The organism is Burkholderia contaminans (genome assembly GCF_029633825.1).
Taxonomy (GTDB): domain Bacteria; phylum Pseudomonadota; class Gammaproteobacteria; order Burkholderiales; family Burkholderiaceae; genus Burkholderia; species Burkholderia contaminans.
On the sequence record NZ_CP090640.1, the window covers coordinates 365,601 to 382,204 of the forward strand.

General features: G+C 70.1%; 13 protein-coding genes and 1 pseudogene. 5 read left to right on the plus strand and 9 right to left on the minus strand.

The window, feature by feature from the left end; translation table 11 throughout:
* Nucleotides 1-100: 100 nt before the first annotated feature.
* Genes LXE91_RS01770 through mdlC form a run of 3 tightly spaced genes read right to left on the minus strand, consistent with a single transcriptional unit; the run spans nt 101 to nt 4,157 of the window.
* Nucleotides 101-1,045 (minus strand): ketopantoate reductase family protein, encoded by a 945-nt coding sequence (locus LXE91_RS01770; protein WP_039368350.1) that lies wholly within the window; start codon nt 1,043-1,045, stop codon nt 101-103.
* A gap of 14 nt (nt 1,046-1,059) precedes the next feature.
* Nucleotides 1,060-2,511, minus strand: coding sequence for an aldehyde dehydrogenase (locus LXE91_RS01775; protein WP_039368353.1), 1,452 nt, complete (start codon nt 2,509-2,511; stop codon nt 1,060-1,062).
* Nucleotides 2,512-2,549: 38 nt separating this feature from the next.
* On the minus strand, nt 2,550-4,157 hold the full coding sequence (gene mdlC, locus LXE91_RS01780; RefSeq protein WP_039368356.1) for a benzoylformate decarboxylase: 1,608 nt from the start codon (nt 4,155-4,157) through the stop codon (nt 2,550-2,552).
* Nucleotides 4,158-4,256: 99 nt separating this feature from the next.
* On the opposite strand from mdlC, the gene LXE91_RS01785 reads away from it, so the two are divergent.
* The 4 genes and pseudogenes from LXE91_RS01785 to LXE91_RS01800 all read left to right on the plus strand — a co-directional run bounded on the left by LXE91_RS01785 (nt 4,257) and on the right by LXE91_RS01800 (nt 9,421).
* Entirely contained in the window at nt 4,257-5,168 is a 912-nt protein-coding gene (locus LXE91_RS01785; protein WP_039368358.1) for a LysR family transcriptional regulator, read from the plus strand.
* A gap of 200 nt (nt 5,169-5,368) precedes the next feature.
* Nucleotides 5,369-6,763 carry a D-arabinitol 4-dehydrogenase gene (gene dalD / locus LXE91_RS01790; protein ID WP_039368361.1) on the plus strand — a complete coding sequence of 465 codons (1,395 nt, stop codon included), beginning with the start codon at nt 5,369-5,371 and terminating at the stop codon, nt 6,761-6,763.
* Between the two features lie 83 nt (nt 6,764-6,846).
* A pseudogene (gene xylB / locus LXE91_RS01795) lies at nt 6,847-8,327 on the plus strand (xylulokinase).
* 137 nt (nt 8,328-8,464) lie between these two features.
* On the plus strand, nt 8,465-9,421 hold the full coding sequence (locus tag LXE91_RS01800; protein ID WP_423191622.1) for a sugar-binding transcriptional regulator: 957 nt from the start codon (nt 8,465-8,467) through the stop codon (nt 9,419-9,421).
* A gap of 44 nt (nt 9,422-9,465) precedes the next feature.
* Here LXE91_RS01800 and LXE91_RS01805 read toward each other — a convergent pair whose 3' ends face one another.
* Both LXE91_RS01805 and LXE91_RS01810 read right to left on the minus strand, forming a co-directional pair.
* On the minus strand, nt 9,466-10,689 hold the full coding sequence (locus LXE91_RS01805; protein ID WP_039368372.1) for an MFS transporter: 1,224 nt from the start codon (nt 10,687-10,689) through the stop codon (nt 9,466-9,468).
* Nucleotides 10,686-11,882 carry a serine hydrolase domain-containing protein gene (locus LXE91_RS01810; RefSeq protein ID WP_039368375.1) on the minus strand — a complete coding sequence of 399 codons (1,197 nt, stop codon included), beginning with the start codon at nt 11,880-11,882 and terminating at the stop codon, nt 10,686-10,688. Before LXE91_RS01810 ends, LXE91_RS01805 begins: the two co-directional genes overlap by 4 nt.
* 113 nt (nt 11,883-11,995) lie before the next feature.
* Between LXE91_RS01810 and LXE91_RS01815 the strand changes: the two genes are divergently transcribed.
* On the plus strand, nt 11,996-12,880 hold the full coding sequence (locus LXE91_RS01815) for a LysR family transcriptional regulator (protein WP_039368377.1): 885 nt from the start codon (nt 11,996-11,998) through the stop codon (nt 12,878-12,880).
* A 13-nt stretch (nt 12,881-12,893) separates the two neighbouring features.
* Here the strand turns inward: LXE91_RS01815 and LXE91_RS01820 are convergent, their stop codons facing one another.
* From LXE91_RS01820 to LXE91_RS01835, 4 genes are all read right to left on the minus strand, one after another.
* A complete protein-coding gene (locus LXE91_RS01820; RefSeq protein ID WP_039368380.1) occupies nt 12,894-14,003 on the minus strand; it encodes an ABC transporter ATP-binding protein in 1,110 nt (369 codons plus the stop codon).
* 62 nt (nt 14,004-14,065) lie between these two features.
* Nucleotides 14,066-14,752, minus strand: a complete 687-nt coding sequence (locus tag LXE91_RS01825) for an HAD family hydrolase (protein WP_039368387.1) — start codon at nt 14,750-14,752, stop codon at nt 14,066-14,068.
* Complete coding sequence (locus LXE91_RS01830) at nt 14,749-15,600, minus strand: carbohydrate ABC transporter permease (protein ID WP_039368390.1); 852 nt, start codon at nt 15,598-15,600, stop codon at nt 14,749-14,751. The genes LXE91_RS01825 and LXE91_RS01830 overlap by 4 nt, the downstream gene beginning before the upstream one ends.
* Complete coding sequence (locus LXE91_RS01835; RefSeq protein ID WP_039368391.1) at nt 15,597-16,550, minus strand: carbohydrate ABC transporter permease; 954 nt, start codon at nt 16,548-16,550, stop codon at nt 15,597-15,599. The genes LXE91_RS01830 and LXE91_RS01835 overlap by 4 nt, the downstream gene beginning before the upstream one ends.
* Nucleotides 16,551-16,604: the final 54 nt, after the last annotated feature.

The following is a 16,604-nucleotide window of genomic DNA, read 5'->3' on the forward strand; positions in this document are numbered from 1 at the left end:
GCTCCGGTGTCTCGTCCAACCCGTTGCGATCGGGCGCCGTCGCCTGCGCGCGACGCGCTCGTCTCGTCGTGCGGCGCAAGCCGCGCCGCCAGCCTGATGCTCAGTTCATCCGTGCGTCGATCAGCCGGACCAGCGCAAGCAGCGTCTCGGCGTGCGGTACCGCGACACCCGCTTCGCGCGCGGCCGCGACGACCTTGCCGCTGATCGCTTCGATTTCCGTGCGGCGGCCCGCGAGCACGTCCTGCAACATCGACGGGCGATGGCCGCGATGCGCGCCGATCGCATGCTCGACGTTGTGCGCGATACGTTCGCCGTCGACCGCGATGCCCTTCGCGTGGGCGACGCCGGCCACCTCGGCCGCGATTGCGAGCGCGAGTCGCGGCCCGTCGTGATGATTGCCGAGCTGGTCGACCGTGCAGCCCGTCGCCGCGCACAGCGTGTTGAGCGCCGCATTGAATGCGACCTTCTCCCAGATCGCGGCCCATACGTCGGTGTCCAGCGTGCACGCGAGCCCCGCGCGCGACAGCGTTTCGGCCGCCGTCGCCGCGAACGGGCGCGCCGCGCCGTCGGCCGTCATCATGCGGATCGTGCCCGCGCCGTGCGAGCGCACGTGCGCCGGCCCCGCGGCGTCGGCCGGCCACGTCGTCACGCCGACCAGGATGCGTTCGAGCGGCACGAACGCATTCAGCGTCTCGACGTTGCCGAGCCCGTTCTGCAGCGTCAGCACGTGCGTGTCCTGCTCAAGCAGCGCGCGCACGCCGTCGAGTGCGGTACGCGTATGCAGCGATTTCGTGAAGACGATCAGCAAGTCGAACGATGCATCGGACGATGCGGCCGCATCCGCATTCGCCACTTCCGGCCGCACGGCCTGCAACGTACGGATGCGTCGTTCACCACGATCGTCGTCGATGCGCAGTCCGTCACGGCGAATCGCATCGAGGTGCGCGTCGTTCACGTCGATCAGCGTGACTGCCTCGCCGCTTTCGGCCAGCCGCCCGCCGAACAGCGAGCCCATCGCGCCGGCGCCCAGAATCGCAATCCTCATCGTCGTCGGCCTCGTCAGAACGGATAGTGGCGCGGTGCGGTCTGCACCGTGATCCAGCGCAGGTCCGTGAACGCCGCGATGCCTGCGTTGCCACCGAAGTGACCGAAGCCGCTGTCCTTCACGCCGCCGAACGGCATCTGCGCCTCGTCGTGCACGGTCGGGCCGTTCACGTGGCAGATGCCCGATTCGATGCGGGCCGCGACGCGCATCGCACGCGCGACGTCGCGGCTGAACACGGCCGACGACAACCCGAACGCGTTGTCGTTCGCGCAACGGATCGCGGCATCCTCGCCGTCGGCGCGCACGATACCCTTCACCGGGCCGAACGACTCCTCGGCATAGATGCGCATCGCCGGCGTCACGTGGTCGAGCAGCGTGGCCGGGAACAGCGTGCTGTCGGCCTTGCCGCCGCACACGAGCGTCGCGCCGTGCGCGAGCGCATCGTCGATCAGCGCGTTGCAGCGCTCGACGGCCTTCGTGTCGATCAGCGAACCGAGTACGACGGGCCCTTGGCGAGGATCGCCGAGCGGCAGCGACGCGGCCTTGTCGGCGAGCTTCGCGACGAACGCATCGGCGATCGATGCGTCGACGACGATGCGTTCGGTCGACATGCAGATCTGCCCGGAATTCGCGAACGCGCCGAACGCGGCCGCCGCCACTGCGGCGTCGAGGTCGGCGTCGTCGAGCACGACGAACGGCGCCTTGCCGCCGAGCTCCAGCACCGACGGTTTCAGGTGACGCGCGCAAGCTTCGGCGACGATCCTGCCGACACGCGTCGATCCCGTGAAATTCACGCGGCGCACGGCCGGATGCGCGATCAATGCATCGACGATCGTGCCTGCATCCTCTGGCGCGTTCGTCACGAAATTGACGACACCCGGCGGCAGCCCGGCTTCCTGCAACGCCTCGACGATCAGACCGTGCGTGACGGGACACAGCTCCGAGCCCTTCAGCACGACCGTGTTGCCGCACGCAAGCGGCAGCGCGAGCGCGCGCGTCGCGAGGATCACCGGCGCATTCCACGGGGCGATGCCGAGCACGACGCCGGCCGGCTGCCGCACGCCCATCGCGAGCGAACCGGGCACGTCGGACGGGATCAGCTCGCCGCCGATTTGCGTGGTCAGCGACGCAGCCTCGACGAGCCCGCTCGCGGCGAGATGCACGTTGAAGCCGGCCCACAGCGCGGACGCGCCCGTCTCCGCCGCCATCGCGGCGACGAACTGCTCGTGCTTCGCTTCGAGCGCGGCGGCCGCCTTCAGCAGCAGCGCGCGGCGTGCACCGGGGCCGAGCGCGGCCCAACCGGGAAACGCTCGGGCGGCCGCATCGGCCGCCGCGCGCGCATCGTCGACGGTGCATGCCGGCGCTTCTGACGCGACTTCGCCATCGAGCGGGTTGCGGCGCACGAAGGTCGCGCCGCTGGATGAATGGCGACGTTCGCCGCCGATCAGCATCGATACGGTTTGCATGGAATCTCCGGAGGGACGCGCGTCGCGCATCACGTAATTCAGGCAATCTCGACTTCGACGACGACCGGCGTCGCCGCACGCAGCGCGTCGGCCAGCGTGTCGCGCAGGTGCGTGGCCTCGCTCACGCGTATGCCGCGGCAGCCCATCCCTTGCGCGAGCGCGACGAAATCCAGGTCCGGCAGATCGGTGCCCTGCACGGGGTCGCCCGGCCCGAAGCCGAACACCGGCGCGAAATCCTGCAGCGCCGCGTAGCGGTGATTGTTCAGGATCACGAACGTGATCGGCAGCTTCAGTTGCGCGGCGCTCCACAAGGCCTGGATCGAATACAGGCTCGACCCGTCGCCGATCAGGCCGATCACGCGCCGGCCCGGCTGCGCGAGCGCGACGCCGACGGCGGCCGGCATCCCGTAGCCGAGCCCGCCGCTGTCCATCGTGTAGAACGTGCCGCTGCGCGTGAACGGCAGGTGTTCCTGCATCACGGGCCGTGCGCTCGGCGCTTCCTCGACGACGATGTCGTGCGCGTCGCGCACGTCGGCAAGCGTCTGCAGCGCGAACGCGACCGACATGCGCTCGCCGGCGGCCGGCGGTTCGACACGCGCACGCGGCGGCCGCGGCGCGGGCATCGGCCGCTCGGGCGGCGCCGGGCGCGCGAGCAGGTCGCGCGCGGCGAGCCGCAGGTTGCCGACGACCGCATCGCCCGACGGCGTCCACGCGGCGATGCCCGGATCGTCGACGAGCTGCACGAGCGTCGCGCCCGGCGGCACGTGCGGGCCGAAGCCCTCGATGTGATAGGTGAACGCGGGCGCGCCGAACGCGAACACGAGGTCGTGCCCGTCGAGCCGCGCGACGATCTTCTCGCGGATTGCGGGCAGGAAGCCGGCGAACAGCGGATGGTCCTCGGGGAAGCTGCAGCGCCCCGACATCGGCGCGACGTACACGCGCGCGCGGTGCCGCTCGGCGAGCCGCACGACGTCGTCCCACGCGCCGGCGCGATCGACGGCCGCCCCGACCACGAACGCGGGTCGCCGCGCGGCGTCGAGCGTGTCGCCGAGCCGCGCGAGCGCGTCCGGATCGGGCCGCACGACGCTGCTGACGTCGCGGCGCGGCAGCCGGTCGGCCGGCTTGTCCCAGTCGTCGACCGGGATCGACACGAACACGGGGCCGCGCGGTTCCTGCATCGCGATGCGGTACGCACGCGCGATCGCGGCCGGCACGTCCTGCGCACGCGCAGGCTCGATGCTCCATTTCACGTACGGCTTCGGCAGCTCGGCAGCCTGCGTCGCGCCGAGAAACGGGTCGAACGGCAGGATCGCGCGTGCCTGCTGGCCCGCGGTCACGACCAGCGGCGTGCGATTCTTGAAGGCGGTGAAGAGATTGCCCATCGCGTTGCCGACGCCCGCCGCCGAATGCAGGTTGACGACCGCCGCATTGCCGGTGGCCTGCGCGTGGCCGTCGGCCATCCCGACCACGACGGCTTCATGCAAGCCGAGCACGTAGCGGAAATCGTCCGGGAAGTCGCGGAACATCGGCAGCTCGGTCGAGCCGGGATTGCCGAACACGCGGTCGATGCCGAACTGGCGAAGCAGGTCGATCACCGCATCGCGAACGGTGACCGGTACGGCGGAAGGGGGCGTATGGCCGGACATGCTCGGGCGTCTCCTCGATGGCTTGGCGGTTTCCACAGTATCGAAGCGCAAGCCATTCTCGGATACTGTATTTTCTGCGATAAGCCATACCGCTCCGACATGACTTTCGATCTTCGACAATTGCGTGCCTTCACGACGATCGTCTCGTGCGGCAGCCTCGGCCGCGCCGCCGACGCGCTGCACGTCACGCAGCCGGCGCTGAGCCGGATCCTGAAACGGCTCGAGGACCAGGTCGGCGCGCCCTTGTTCGAGCGCCACTCGAAGGGCGTGCAGCTCACCGCGTTCGGCGAGGCGCTGCTGCCGCACGCGACGCTGCTGCAGCACGAGGCCGAGCACGCGCGCGAGGAGCTCGACGCGATGCGCGGCTTCGCGAAAGGCACGATCAAGGTCGGCACGGTGGGCAGCATCGCGAGCCTCGTGCTGCCGGTCGCGGTGGGCCGTGTGCTCGACCGCTGGCCGAACCTGCGCGTCGAGATCATCGAAGGCGTGTGGGACCGGCTCGCGGAAGGGCTGAACAAGCACGAGATCGATCTCGCGCTGTCCGCGCACGGGCCCGACACCGACGAGATCGTCGCGATTCCCGAGTGCCGCTGGGAGGATCGCAGCCACATCGTTGCGGCGCCGCACCATCCGCTGCGCGCGCTCGGCCGCGCGCCGACGCTTGCCGACACGCTGCACGCGCGCTGGGCGATTCCGCCGCGCGGCACCGCACCGTTCGACCACATGCGCGCGACCTTCGACGCACACGGGCTCGCGCTGCCCGACATCGCGGTCGAGACGCGCTCGGTGACGACGCTGAAAAGCCTCGTCGCGCATGCCGGCTTCCTGAGCTGGATGGCCGAGCCGATGTACGGTGCCGAGCAGCGCGCCGGCACGATCGACACACTGCCCGTGCGCGAGGTCGTCGCAGTGCGCACGCTCACCGCGTTCCGGCGCCGCCACGGCATCCTGCCGGGGCCGGCCGGCAAGCTGCTCGAAGAACTCGTCGCATTGACGCGCGAAGGACGCTGACGGCACTTTCCGCACCGGCCGCCCGTTCGCGCCCTCTCCGCCCTCTCCGCCCTCTCCGCCTGCCGCCTGCCGCCGCAGCGCACCATCGAAATGCCGTTTCCCCGCCTTGACTTTCGCTCGCCCGAATACGATCATTCGCTCACACAAAGAGCAAATGATCGTATTCGACAGGACAGTCAGGCACGAAGAGGAGACACCGGATGACCGAATCGCCCTCCGCCCGCACGCCCGTGCTGCTGCACATCGGCGCGGGCTCGTTTCACCGCGCGCACCAGGCGTGGTATCTGCATCGCGTGAACGCGGCCGTCCCGGCCGACGAGCGCTGGTCGCTGACCGTCGGCAACATCCGTGACGACATGCACGCGACGATGGACGCACTCGCCGCGCAGCACGGCGCCTACACGCTCGAAACCGTCACGCCGCAAGGCGAGCGCGCATACGAGACGATCCGCGCGATCACGCGCGTGCTGCCGTGGTCGATCGACCTCGCCGCGCTGATCGACGCCGGCGCCGACCCGGCCTGCCGGATCGTGTCGTTCACCGTCACCGAAGGCGGCTACTACCTCGACGAACACAACCGGCTCGACCTCGCGAACGCCGATCTCGCGGCCGACCTGCAGGGCGCACGCACGACGCTGTACGGCGCACTCGCCGCGCTGCTCGCCGAGCGCGTGACGCGCGGCGCGGGCCCGCTCACGCTGCAGAGCTGCGACAACCTGCGCAACAACGGCGCGCGCTTTCGCGCGGGGATGCGCGAATTCCTCGAGCGGCGCGGGCTGCTCGAGCTGCTTGCATGGTTCGATGCGAACGTCGCCACGCCGAGCGCGATGGTCGACCGCATCACGCCGCGCCCGACCGCCGACGTGCGCGAGCGCGTGCTGGCCGCCACCGGCTTCGACGACGCGTGCCCGGTGATGGGCGAATCGTTCATCCAGTGGGTGATCGAGGACCGCTTCGCGGCCGGCCGGCCGAAGTGGGAGCTGGCCGGCGCCGAACTCGTCGACGACGTGCACCCGTACGAGGAAGCGAAGATCCGCATCCTCAACGCGACGCACAGCTGCATCGCGTGGGCCGGCACGCTCGCGGGCCATACGTATATCCACGAAGGGACGCACGACGCGGCGATCCGCCGCTTCGCGCACGACTACGTGACGCAGGACGTGATCCCGTGCCTCACGCCGAGCCCGCTCGATCTCGCGCGCTACCGCGACGTCGTGCTCGAACGCTTCGGCAACCCGTACGTGCTCGACACGAACCAGCGCGTCGCGGCCGACGGCTTCTCGAAGATTCCCGGCTTCATCGCGCCGACGCTCGCCGAATCGTTCGCACGCGGCGCGGCGCCGGTCGCCACCGCCGTGCTGCCCGCGTTGTTCCTGCGCTTTCTCGAACGCTGGGCGCGCGGCGCGCTGCCGTACGTGTACCAGGACGGCGTGATGGACGAAAGCGCCGCGCGGGCGATCGTCCAGGCCGACGACCCGGTTGTCGCGCTCTGCGCCAGCCGCGCACTGTGGGGCTCGCTCGCCGGCAACGCGGCGCTGTTCGAGGCGCTGCGCGCCGGGCTCGCGCGGGTCGACGCATGGCTCGCGGCACGCTGACGCGCATCCGGGCGAACCTGCCTTGGCACGTGCCCGGCCGCGCGGCTAAAGTAGCGACTCCCCACTGACGGAACGGATCGCTCATGTATCTCGGCATCGACCTCGGCACCTCGGAAGTGAAGGTGCTGCTGCTCGCCCCGGACGGCACGGTCGTCGGCACCGCCGGCTCGCCGTTCACCGTGTCGCGGCCGCATCCGCGCTGGGCCGAACAGCATCCGGACGACTGGTGGCAAGGCACGCTCGCCGCGCTCGCGGCGCTGCGCGAACGGCACCGCGACGCGTTCGCGCAAGTGCGCGGCATCGGCCTGTCGGGCCAGATGCACGGCGCCGTGCTGCTCGGCCGCGACGATCGCGTGCTGCGCCCCGCGATCCTGTGGAACGACATGCGCAGCGCCGACGAATGCGCGCTGCTCACCGAACGCGCGCCCGATCTCCACGCACTGGCCGGCAACCTCGCGATGCCGGGCTTCACCGCGCCGAAATTGTTGTGGGTCGCGAAGCACGAACCCGACGTATTCGCGGCGACCGCCTGCGTGCTGATGCCGAAGGATTACCTGCGGTTCCGGCTGACCGGCGCGAAGGTGTCCGATCCGTCTGATGCGGCCGGCACGCTGTGGCTCGACGTCGCGCGCCGCGACTGGTCCGATGCGCTGCTCGCCGCATGCGGAATGACGCGTGACCAGATGCCCCGCATCGTCGAAGGCAACGCGCCATCCGGCACGCTGCGCGCGGACATCGCACGCGAACTCGGGCTGTCGGAAGCCGTCGTGGTGGCCGGCGGCGGCGGCGACAACGCGACGAGCGCACTCGGCATCGGCGCGATCCACGCGGGCGACGGCTTCGTCTCGCTCGGCACTTCCGGCGTGCTGAGCGTGGTCGGCGATCGCTTCACGCCGAACCCCGCATCGGCCGTGCATGCGTTCTGCCATGCGATTCCCGATCGCTGGCAATTGATGAGCGTCGTACTGTCGGCCGCGAGCTGCCTGCGCTGGGTCTGCAAGCTGACCGGCACCGACGAGCCCGCGCTGCTCGCCGAAGTCGAAACGCTCGATGCCGACGCGCTCGCGACGGCGCCGCTGTTCCTGCCCTACCTGTCCGGCGAGCGCACGCCGCACAACGATCCATACGCACAGGGCGTGTTCTTCGGGATGACGCATGCGACCGAACGCGCGCACCTCGGCTACGCGGTGCTCGAAGGCGTGACGCTGGGCCTCGCCGACGGTCTGGACGCGCTGCATGCGGCCGGTGTCGAAACCGACCAGTTGTCGCTGATCGGCGGCGGCGCGCGCAGCGCGTTCTGGGCGCAGCTGATCGCCGATGCGCTGAACGTGCGCACGCGCCAGCACGGCGGCGGTGAAACCGGTGCGGCGCTCGGCGCGGCACGGCTCGGCTGGCTGGCCGTCGGCGGCGATCCGCATGCGGTGCTGGCGAAGCCCCGGTGCGAGCCGAATACACGCCGGATGCGGCACGCCATGCGCGGCTGCGCGAACGCCTCGACGCATTCCGCGCGCTGTACCGCCACGTGCAACCGCTGTACGAACCGTCGCGCGCGCGGCTCGCGTAAGCGCCGCACGTCACGCGTGGCGGCCGTCGGCCGCGTGCGCGACATGCGGTACAGTGGATGCCGTCATGCGGGCCCCCGGCCGGCCCGCTGGGCGGCCCGCGGGGCGGCCCCCCCGAGATCCGAACCGAATCGCTATCGTGTCCAAGTCCTCAGAAAAACTCGATCTCGCCACGCGTGCCGCGTGGCTCTACTACGTCGCGGGCGACACGCAGAACGAAATCGCGGAGAAGCTGCAGGTGTCGCGCCCGGTCGCGCAGCGCCTCGTCGCGTTCGCGGTCGAGAAGAACCTGATCCGCGTGCGCGTCGATCACCAGCTCGCCGACTGTCTCGATCTCGGCGCGCAGCTGTCGAAGCGCTACGGCCTCGCGATGTGCGAAGTCGTGCCCGTCGATGCCGACGCACCCGACGCGATCGACCGCAAGCTCGCGGTCGCCGGCGCGCAGGTGATGGAACGCTACCTGAACGAAACGCGGCCGATGGTGATCGCGGTCAGCAGCGGCCGGACGCTGAAGGCCGCGGTCGCGCAGATCGCGCAGATCGACCGCCCGCAGCACCGGCTCGTGTCGATGGTCGGTGCGATCGCCGCCGACGGTTCGTCGAATCGCTACGACGTCGCGCAGTACATCTCCGAGAAAACCGGCAGCAAGCACTTCCTGCTGCCCGCGCCGCTGTTCGCCGACAGCGACGCCGAGCGCGCGCAGTGGTGCAACCACCGGCTGTACCGGATCGTCGAGGCGCTGTCGGGCAAGGCCGACGTTGCGTTCGTCGGGATCGGCAACATCGGCCCGCACTGCCCGCTCTACGAGGACGGCTTCATCACCGAACAGGAGCGCGACGAGATGACCGCGCTCGGCGCGGTGGCGGAACTGCTCGGCGTGCCGATCGACGCGCAGGGCACGCAGATCGCCGTGTCGACGAGCGCGCGCGTGACGAGCGTCGCGCTCGCGACGCCGCCGAAGCGCCCGACGATCGCGTTCGCCGGCGGCCCGAAGAAACGCGACGCGGTGATCGCCGAGCTGCGCGGCGGCTGGCTGTCGGGGCTCGTCACCGACGAAACCTGCGCACGCGCCGCGCTCGACGCGAAAGCGGCCTGACGCCGCGCACGGCGCACGGCGCACCGCGCGCGGCAGTCGAATGCTCACGCCGCACGCGGCGCCGGAAACGCATGCCGGCGCGCCCGCCACGCGCCGACCCACGCGGCCGCCAGCAGCACGACGAGCACCCACGGAATCGCGCCGGCACCCGTTGCGCCGAGCAGCACCCCGCCTGCAATGCCCCCGCCCGCGATCGCGAGGTTCCACACCGTCACGAGCATCGACTGCGCGACGTCGGCCGCCTCCCCCGCCGCGTTCGCGGCAGCCGTCTGGAACAGCGTCGGCGCACCACCGAACGCGAGCCCCCACAGCGCGACGCCCGCATAGACGATCGCCATGCCGGAGCCGGCGCCGAGCATCGCCGCGGCGATCGCGAACAGCGCGATGCTGGTAAGCGTCAGGCGGCGCTGCGCGGCGCCGATCCACGCGCCCGTCAGCGCGATGCCGACCAGCGACGCGATGCCGAACACGAACAGCACCACATCGACTTGCGCGCCCATCCGCACGCCTGCGAGGAACGGCGCGACATACGTGTACAGCATGTTGTGCGCGAGCACGTACGCGAACATCACGGTCAGCACCGACCGCACGCCGGGCAACGTCATCACGCCGAGCACCGGCTCGCGTGCGCCGGCCTGCTGGCCCGGATAGTCGGGCACACGCCAGCGGATCCAGCCGATCAGCACGAGCGCTGCAAGCGTGATGCCCGCGAACGCGATGCGCCAGCCGAACATCGCACCGAGCGCGGTACCGGCCGGAATGCCGATCGACATCGCCGTCGGTATGCCGAGCATCGCAACCGCAATCGCGCGGCCGCGCAGCGAAGGCTCGACCATCCGGCTCGCATAGCCGGCCAGCAACGCCCACATCAGCCCGGCCGACATCCCCGCGACGAAGCGCGCGGCGAGCGTGAGCGCGTAATACGACGACGCGGCGGTCAGCGCATTCGATACGACGAAGCCCGCCAGCGCAGCAAGCAGCAGCCGGCGCCGGCGCACCGCGCGCGTCGCGGCGACGAGCGGAATCGCCGCGACGATCGAGCCGAGCGCGTAGACGGTCACCAGTTGGCCGATCAGCGCCTCGGTCACGCGCAGGTCGGCGCTCATCAGCGGCAGCAGGCCGGCCGGCAGCGCTTCGGTGAGGATCGTGATGAAGCCCGCGGTGGCGAGCGCGAGCAGGTTCGCAACCGGCAGGCGCGTACGCATCGGCGCGCCCGGATGTGCGGCACGATCGGCCGCGCGGTCGGTGGCGGATACACAATCGCTCATCGCACGCTCCATTCGCCGACGCCGTACACCGCATCGCGTACATCGGTCACGATGCGCCCGTGCATGCCTTCGTACAACGTATTGGTGAGCGCGACCACGGTGAGCCCGGCCGCGCGATCGACGAACCACGCATGCCCGTACGCACCGCCCCAGCGCCACGTGCCGACCGACTCCGGGGACTGCGCGAGCGCCGGGTCGCGCAGCACCGAAAAGCCGAGGCCGAAGCCGAATCCCGGTGCGTCCGGCAGATCGTGCGCGCCCGGCTGCACACGCGACATCTCGTCGATCCAGCGTGGCGACAGCCAGCCGTCGCGGCCGGTACGCAACGTATCGAGCAGCGTCATGCAATCGCGCGCGCTGCCGATCATGCCCGCCCCGCCCGACGGCCACGCGGCCGGGTCGAACGCGCGCGCCGGTGTGAAGCGGATGCCGATCGTGCCGTCGTACACGGGCACGAGATCGTCGTCGGCCATCCGGCGCGGCACGCCCGGCGCACTCACGTAAGGTGTCGCGACCCGCGCGGCGTCGTGCGTGACGAACGCGGTATCGGACATCCCGAGCGGCGCGGTGACGAGCGCCGCCACCGCGTCGGGAAGCGGCCGTCCATCGATCGCCTCGATCAGCGCGCCGACCACGTCGATCGCGAGCGAGTACGCCCACGATGTGCCGGGCGCGAACTGCAACGGCACGCCGGCGATGCGCCGCACGTTCTCCGCGAGCGACAGTTCCGCGCGGTCCATCCCGTCGGACACGCCCGCTCGCGCATACGGCCCGTCGGCGTCGGCTTCGAGGAAGCGGTAGCCGAGCCCGGCCGTATGCGACAGCAGATGGCGCAGCGTGATCGCCGCACGCGTGCCGTCGGGCAGCGTCGGCGCGAACGCCGGCAGCCAGCGCGCGACGGGCTCGTCGAGCCCGATGCGCCCGGCCGCGACGAGCCGCATCGCGGCGGCCGTCACGATCGGCTTCGACAACGACGCGAGCCGGAACAGCGTACGCTCCTGCATCGGCGTACCGGCTTCGCGATCGGCGAGACCGGCCGCACGTGCATAACGCAGTTCGCCGTGGCGGGCTGCCAGCACGACCGCGCCGACCACGCGCGCGTCGGCCAGCGCGCGATCGAGCACGGCATCGACCCGGCGGCGCAACGCCGCGTCCGGGTCGTTGCGGGTGGCGGAGACAGGCAGGGATGACATGGCGTGACCTCGAACAGTGAAGGAACGCCCATCGTAGGAAACCGGCAACAGAAGAAAAACCGGGGTAGAGTTCCGGACACTCCGGACATCGATGTCCGCAATCAGGACCCAGCATGGAAAATCTCGGCGGTTTCGTCGTCTTCGTCCAGGTCGCGGAAACGCGCAGCTTCGTCGCGGCCGGCCGTGCGCTCGGGCTGTCGGCATCGGCGATCGGCAAGCGCATCGCACGGCTCGAAGCCCGGCTGAACGTGCGGCTCTTTCACCGCAGCACGCGCAGCATCACGCTCACCGCGGAAGGCGCGCGTTTTCTCGAACGCTGCCGGCGCGTGATCGCCGAGATCGACGCGGCCGAGCAGGAACTGACGCAAAGCACCGAGGCGCCGCGCGGGCGGCTGCGCGTGAGCTTGCCGACGATCGGCACGCTGCTGCTGCCGGTGCTCGCCGATTTCATGGCCGCGTATCCGGAGATCGAGCTCGACATCGACTTCAGCGACCGGATCGTCGACGTGGTCGACGAAGGCTTCGATGCCGTGCTGCGCACCGGCCGGCCCACCGATTCGCGGCTGTCGTCGCGGCTGCTCGGCCATTTCCGGCAGCACCTCGTCGCGTCGCCCGACTATCTCGAACGGCACGGCGCGCCACGCACGCCGGCCGATCTCGCACAGCACCGCTGCCTGCACTACCGCTTCCCGAGCAGCGGCAAGCTCGAGATCTGGCCGCTGCGCGCGCCGCGCTCCGGCACGCCGCCGGAGGTGCCGGTGTCGATGGTCAGCAACAACGCTGAGACGCGCCAGTGCTTCGCGATGCGCGGGCTCGGCATCGCATGCCTGCCCGAATTCTTCGTGCGCGAGGCGCTCGAAGCCGGCACGCTGCGCGCCGTGCTCGCCGAGCACGTCGTGAGCCGCACGCCGTTCTACGTGCTGTGGCCGTCGGGCCGGCATCCGGCACCGAAGCAGCGCGCGTTCGTCGACTACATGGTCGAGCACCTGCGCCTGTAGCCGGCGCGCGCCGTCACGCCGCCTTCGCGTGCGCGCTCAGCCGGCGGAACGCCTGCCCGTGCTCGTCGAACAGGTGGCAGTGCTCGGCCTGCGCGTGCACATGGAGCGCCTCGCCGGTGCGGTACGTGTCGAGCGGCGGAATCCGCGCGATCAGCCCGTCCGGCGCGACGGCCGACTCCGCGTACAGATACGCGGCATCGCCGAGCGACTCGACGGCCATCGTCTTCGCGGCCACGCCGGCAGCCGCCGCTTCGACTTTCAGATGCTCGGGCCGCACGCCGACCGTCACCGCCGCACCACGCTGCAGCCCCGCCGCTTCGACCGCAGCGCGCTGCGTCTCGCCGCTGTCGAAACGCACGAGCACGCCGCCCGCATCGACCGACTCGACGGTGCCCTTCAGGAAGTTCATCTTCGGCGAGCCGATGAAGCCCGCGACGAACTGGTTCGCCGGCGCGTGATACAACTCGTTCGGCGTACCGACCTGCTGCACCGCGCCGCCCGACAGCACGACGATCTTGTCGGCGAGCGTCATCGCCTCGACCTGGTCGTGCGTCACGTAGATCATCGTCGTCTTCAGCTCGTCGTGCAGCCGCGCGAACTCCAGCCGCATCTTCACGCGCAGCGCCGCGTCGAGGTTCGACAGCGGCTCGTCGAACAGGAACACCTTCGGCTTGCGCGTGATCGCGCGGCCGATCGCGACGCGCTGCCGCTGGCCGCCCGACAGCTGCTTCGGCTTGCGGTCGAGCAGATGGTCGATGTGCAGGATCTTCGCGGCCTGCTTCACGGCCTGGTCGATCTCCGGCTTCTTCGCACCCGCGAGCTTCAGGCCGAACGCCATGTTGTCGTACAGCGTCATGTGCGGGTACAGCGCATACGACTGGAACACCATCGCGATGCCGCGTTTCGCGCTCGGCACGTCGTTGACCTTCGCGCCGTCGATCATCAGGTCGCCGCTCGAAATATCCTCGAGGCCGGCGATCATCCGCATCAGCGTGGATTTGCCGCAGCCGCTCGGGCCGACGAACACGACGAATTCGCCGTCGGCGATGTCGAGGTTCACGTTGCGCAGCACTTCGGTGTCGTCGTAGCGCTTCGCGATGTTGCGCAGGAGCACGCTTGCCATGTTCTGTCTCCGTTCGTTCGTGATGCGCCGCGTCGAACGCGGCGCGCAATCATTCGTGGTGGCTAGCCCGGCAGCACCGCGCCGGTCGCCTGCCAGCGCGCAACGTAGCCGGGCAGCTCGTGCATGTCGTCGAACACGTGACGCGCGCCGATCCCGCGCAGCGCGTCGATCTGCGCGGCCGACGCATGCCCGCCGCCGACGAAGCCGAGCACGGTCATGCCGGCCGCGGCGGCCGCGGTGATGCCGGTCACGCTGTCCTCGACCACGAGGCACCGGGCAGGCGCGACGCCGAGCGTGCGCGCCGCCGCGAGATACACGTCGGGCGCCGGCTTCGGCCGCGCGACGGCGTCCGCGCAGAACAGCCGGTCTCCGAAGAAGCGCGCGAGGCCCGTGCGCGCCAGCGCCGCCTCGACGTACGCACGGTAGCTGTTGCTCGCGCAGGCCGTCGTCAGTTCAATCGCGGCCAGCGCCGCATCGATGCCGTCGACCATCGGCGCATTGACGGCCGCCGCCTCGACCGCGGCGCGAATTTCGACGACGTCGTCGTTCGACAGCGTGCGGCCGAGCGCGTCGCTCGCGCCGGCCAGCACGCGCTCGATGCGCAGCCCGAGCAGCGGCATCACGGCCGGCCGGGAATCCGCGCCCGGCCAGCGCGCATCGAGTTCGCGCACGAGCACGTCGGCCGCCACCGCCTCGCTGTCGATCAGCACACCGTCGCAATCGCAGATCAGCACGTTCGTCGCGGTCATTTGACGGCTCCGAACGTGAGCCCGCGCACGAGCTGCTTCTGCGACAGCCAGCCGACGATCAGGATCGGCGCGACCGCCAGCAGCGACGCCGCGGACAGCTTCGCCCAGAACAGCCCCTCGGGGCTCGAGTACGACGCGATGAACACGGTGAGCGGCGCCGCGTTTGAGCTCGACAGGTTGATGCTCCAGAACGCCTCGTTCCACGACAGGATCACGAGCAGCAGCGCGGTGGACGCGAGCCCCGGCAGCGCCATCGGCAGCAGCAGGTAGACGATCTCCTGCCACGTCGACGCGCCGTCGATGCGCCCCGCTTCGAGGATGTCCTTCGGAATCTCGTTGAAGTACGTGAAGGTCATCCACACCGCGATCGGCAGGTTGATCAGCGTGTAGACGATCACGAGGCCCGACACGGTATCGAGCAGCCCCGCGTTCTTCCACAGCAGGTAGATCGGCACGAGCACGCCGACCGACGGCATCATCTTCGTCGACAGCATCCACAGCAGCACCTTCTGCGTGCGGTGGTTCGGGAAGAACGCCATCGCGTACGCGGCCGGCACCGCGAACAGCAGCGAAATCACCGTGACGCCCGCCGAGATCAACACCGAGTTCCATGCGAACGCGAAGTAGTTGCTGCGCGCGAACACCTCGCGGAAGCTGTCGAGCGTCGGGATGAAGAACAGCGACGACGCATACGCCTGCTGCTCGGTCTTGAACGCGGTGATCGCCATCCAGAAGATCGGGAAGAACAGCAGCAGCGCGATCAGCCACGCGAGCGTGCCGGGCAGCGCGCGCCGCACGAGGTCGAACACGGCCGGCACGCGCCGGCCTTCGAAGGTCAGGTCGCTCATTTGTCGTATTCCCCCTTCAGGTTGCGCGCGAGCATCCGCACGAGGAAGAACGACACGACGTTCGCGACCACGACGGCAATGATGCCGCCCGCGGACGCGAGGCCGACGTCGAACTGCTGCAGGCCGAGCGCGTAGATCAGGTACGACAGGTTGGTCGTCGCGTTGCCGGGGCCGCCGCCGGTCGTCGTGTAGATCTCCGCGAAGATCGACAGCAGGAAGATCGTCTCCATCATCACGACCACGGCGATCGCGCGCTTCAGGTGCGGCAGCGTGATGTAGAAGAACATCGCGATCGGGCCCGCGCCGTCGATCCGTGCCGCTTCCTTCTGCTCCTGGTCGAGCGACTGGATCGCGGTGAACAGGATCAGGAACGCGAACGGCAGCCACTGCCACGCGACGATGATGATCACGGCGGTGAGCGGGTAATCGGCGAACCAGTCGATCGGCGTCATCCCGAGCGCGCGCATCGCGTTCGCGACGAGCCCGTACACCGGGTGCAGGATCATGTTCTTCCAGATCAGCGCGGACACCGTCGGCATCACGAAGAACGGCGCGATCGCGAGCAGGCGCGCGACGCCCTGCCCGTAGAACTTGCGGTCGAACAGCACCGACATCAGCACGCCGCCGATCACCGTGATCGCGAGCACCGCGCCGATCAGCACGAGCGTGTGCCAGATCGCGGGCAGGAACGACGGATCGGTCGCGAGGAAGCGGTAGTTGTCGAGCCCGGCGAAGCCCTTCACGTCCGGGTTCAGCAGGTTGTAGCGCGAAAACGAATACCAGATCGTCATCGCGAGCGGAATCGACATCCACAGCAGCAGCACCGCGACGGACGGCGAGACGAGCCAGCTCGCACCGCCGCGCGCGCGGCGCGGCGCGCCGGGCGGCGACGACGCGTCGCCGACCGACGGCGCGTGAGCATGGCTCAGGGGAAGACGCAGGTGACGCATGATCGGAGTCCCTCCGGTTGATGCGCGGGCGAGAAGGCCTGCCCGCCTGTCAGC

Excerpts from the sequence above, each read along its gene's own strand:
- LXE91_RS01775 (WP_039368353.1), bottom strand. The coding sequence starts at position 2,511 with ATGCAAACCGTATCGATGCTGATCGGCGGCGAACGTCGCCATTCATCC.
- LXE91_RS01825 (WP_039368387.1), bottom strand. The coding sequence starts at position 14,752 with ATGACCGCGACGAACGTGCTGATCTGCGATTGCGACGGTGTGCTGATC.
- LXE91_RS01770 (WP_039368350.1), bottom strand. The coding sequence starts at position 1,045 with ATGAGGATTGCGATTCTGGGCGCCGGCGCGATGGGCTCGCTGTTCGGC.
- dalD (WP_039368361.1), top strand. The coding sequence starts at position 5,369 with ATGACCGAATCGCCCTCCGCCCGCACGCCCGTGCTGCTGCACATCGGC.
- LXE91_RS01810 (WP_039368375.1), bottom strand. The coding sequence starts at position 11,882 with ATGTCATCCCTGCCTGTCTCCGCCACCCGCAACGACCCGGACGCGGCG.
- LXE91_RS01835 (WP_039368391.1), bottom strand. The coding sequence starts at position 16,550 with ATGCGTCACCTGCGTCTTCCCCTGAGCCATGCTCACGCGCCGTCGGTC.
- LXE91_RS01830 (WP_039368390.1), bottom strand. The coding sequence starts at position 15,600 with ATGAGCGACCTGACCTTCGAAGGCCGGCGCGTGCCGGCCGTGTTCGAC.
- LXE91_RS01785 (WP_039368358.1), top strand. The coding sequence starts at position 4,257 with ATGACTTTCGATCTTCGACAATTGCGTGCCTTCACGACGATCGTCTCG.
- LXE91_RS01815 (WP_039368377.1), top strand. The coding sequence starts at position 11,996 with ATGGAAAATCTCGGCGGTTTCGTCGTCTTCGTCCAGGTCGCGGAAACG.
- LXE91_RS01805 (WP_039368372.1), bottom strand. The coding sequence starts at position 10,689 with ATGAGCGATTGTGTATCCGCCACCGACCGCGCGGCCGATCGTGCCGCA.
- mdlC (WP_039368356.1), bottom strand. The coding sequence starts at position 4,157 with ATGTCCGGCCATACGCCCCCTTCCGCCGTACCGGTCACCGTTCGCGAT.
- LXE91_RS01820 (WP_039368380.1), bottom strand. The coding sequence starts at position 14,003 with ATGGCAAGCGTGCTCCTGCGCAACATCGCGAAGCGCTACGACGACACC.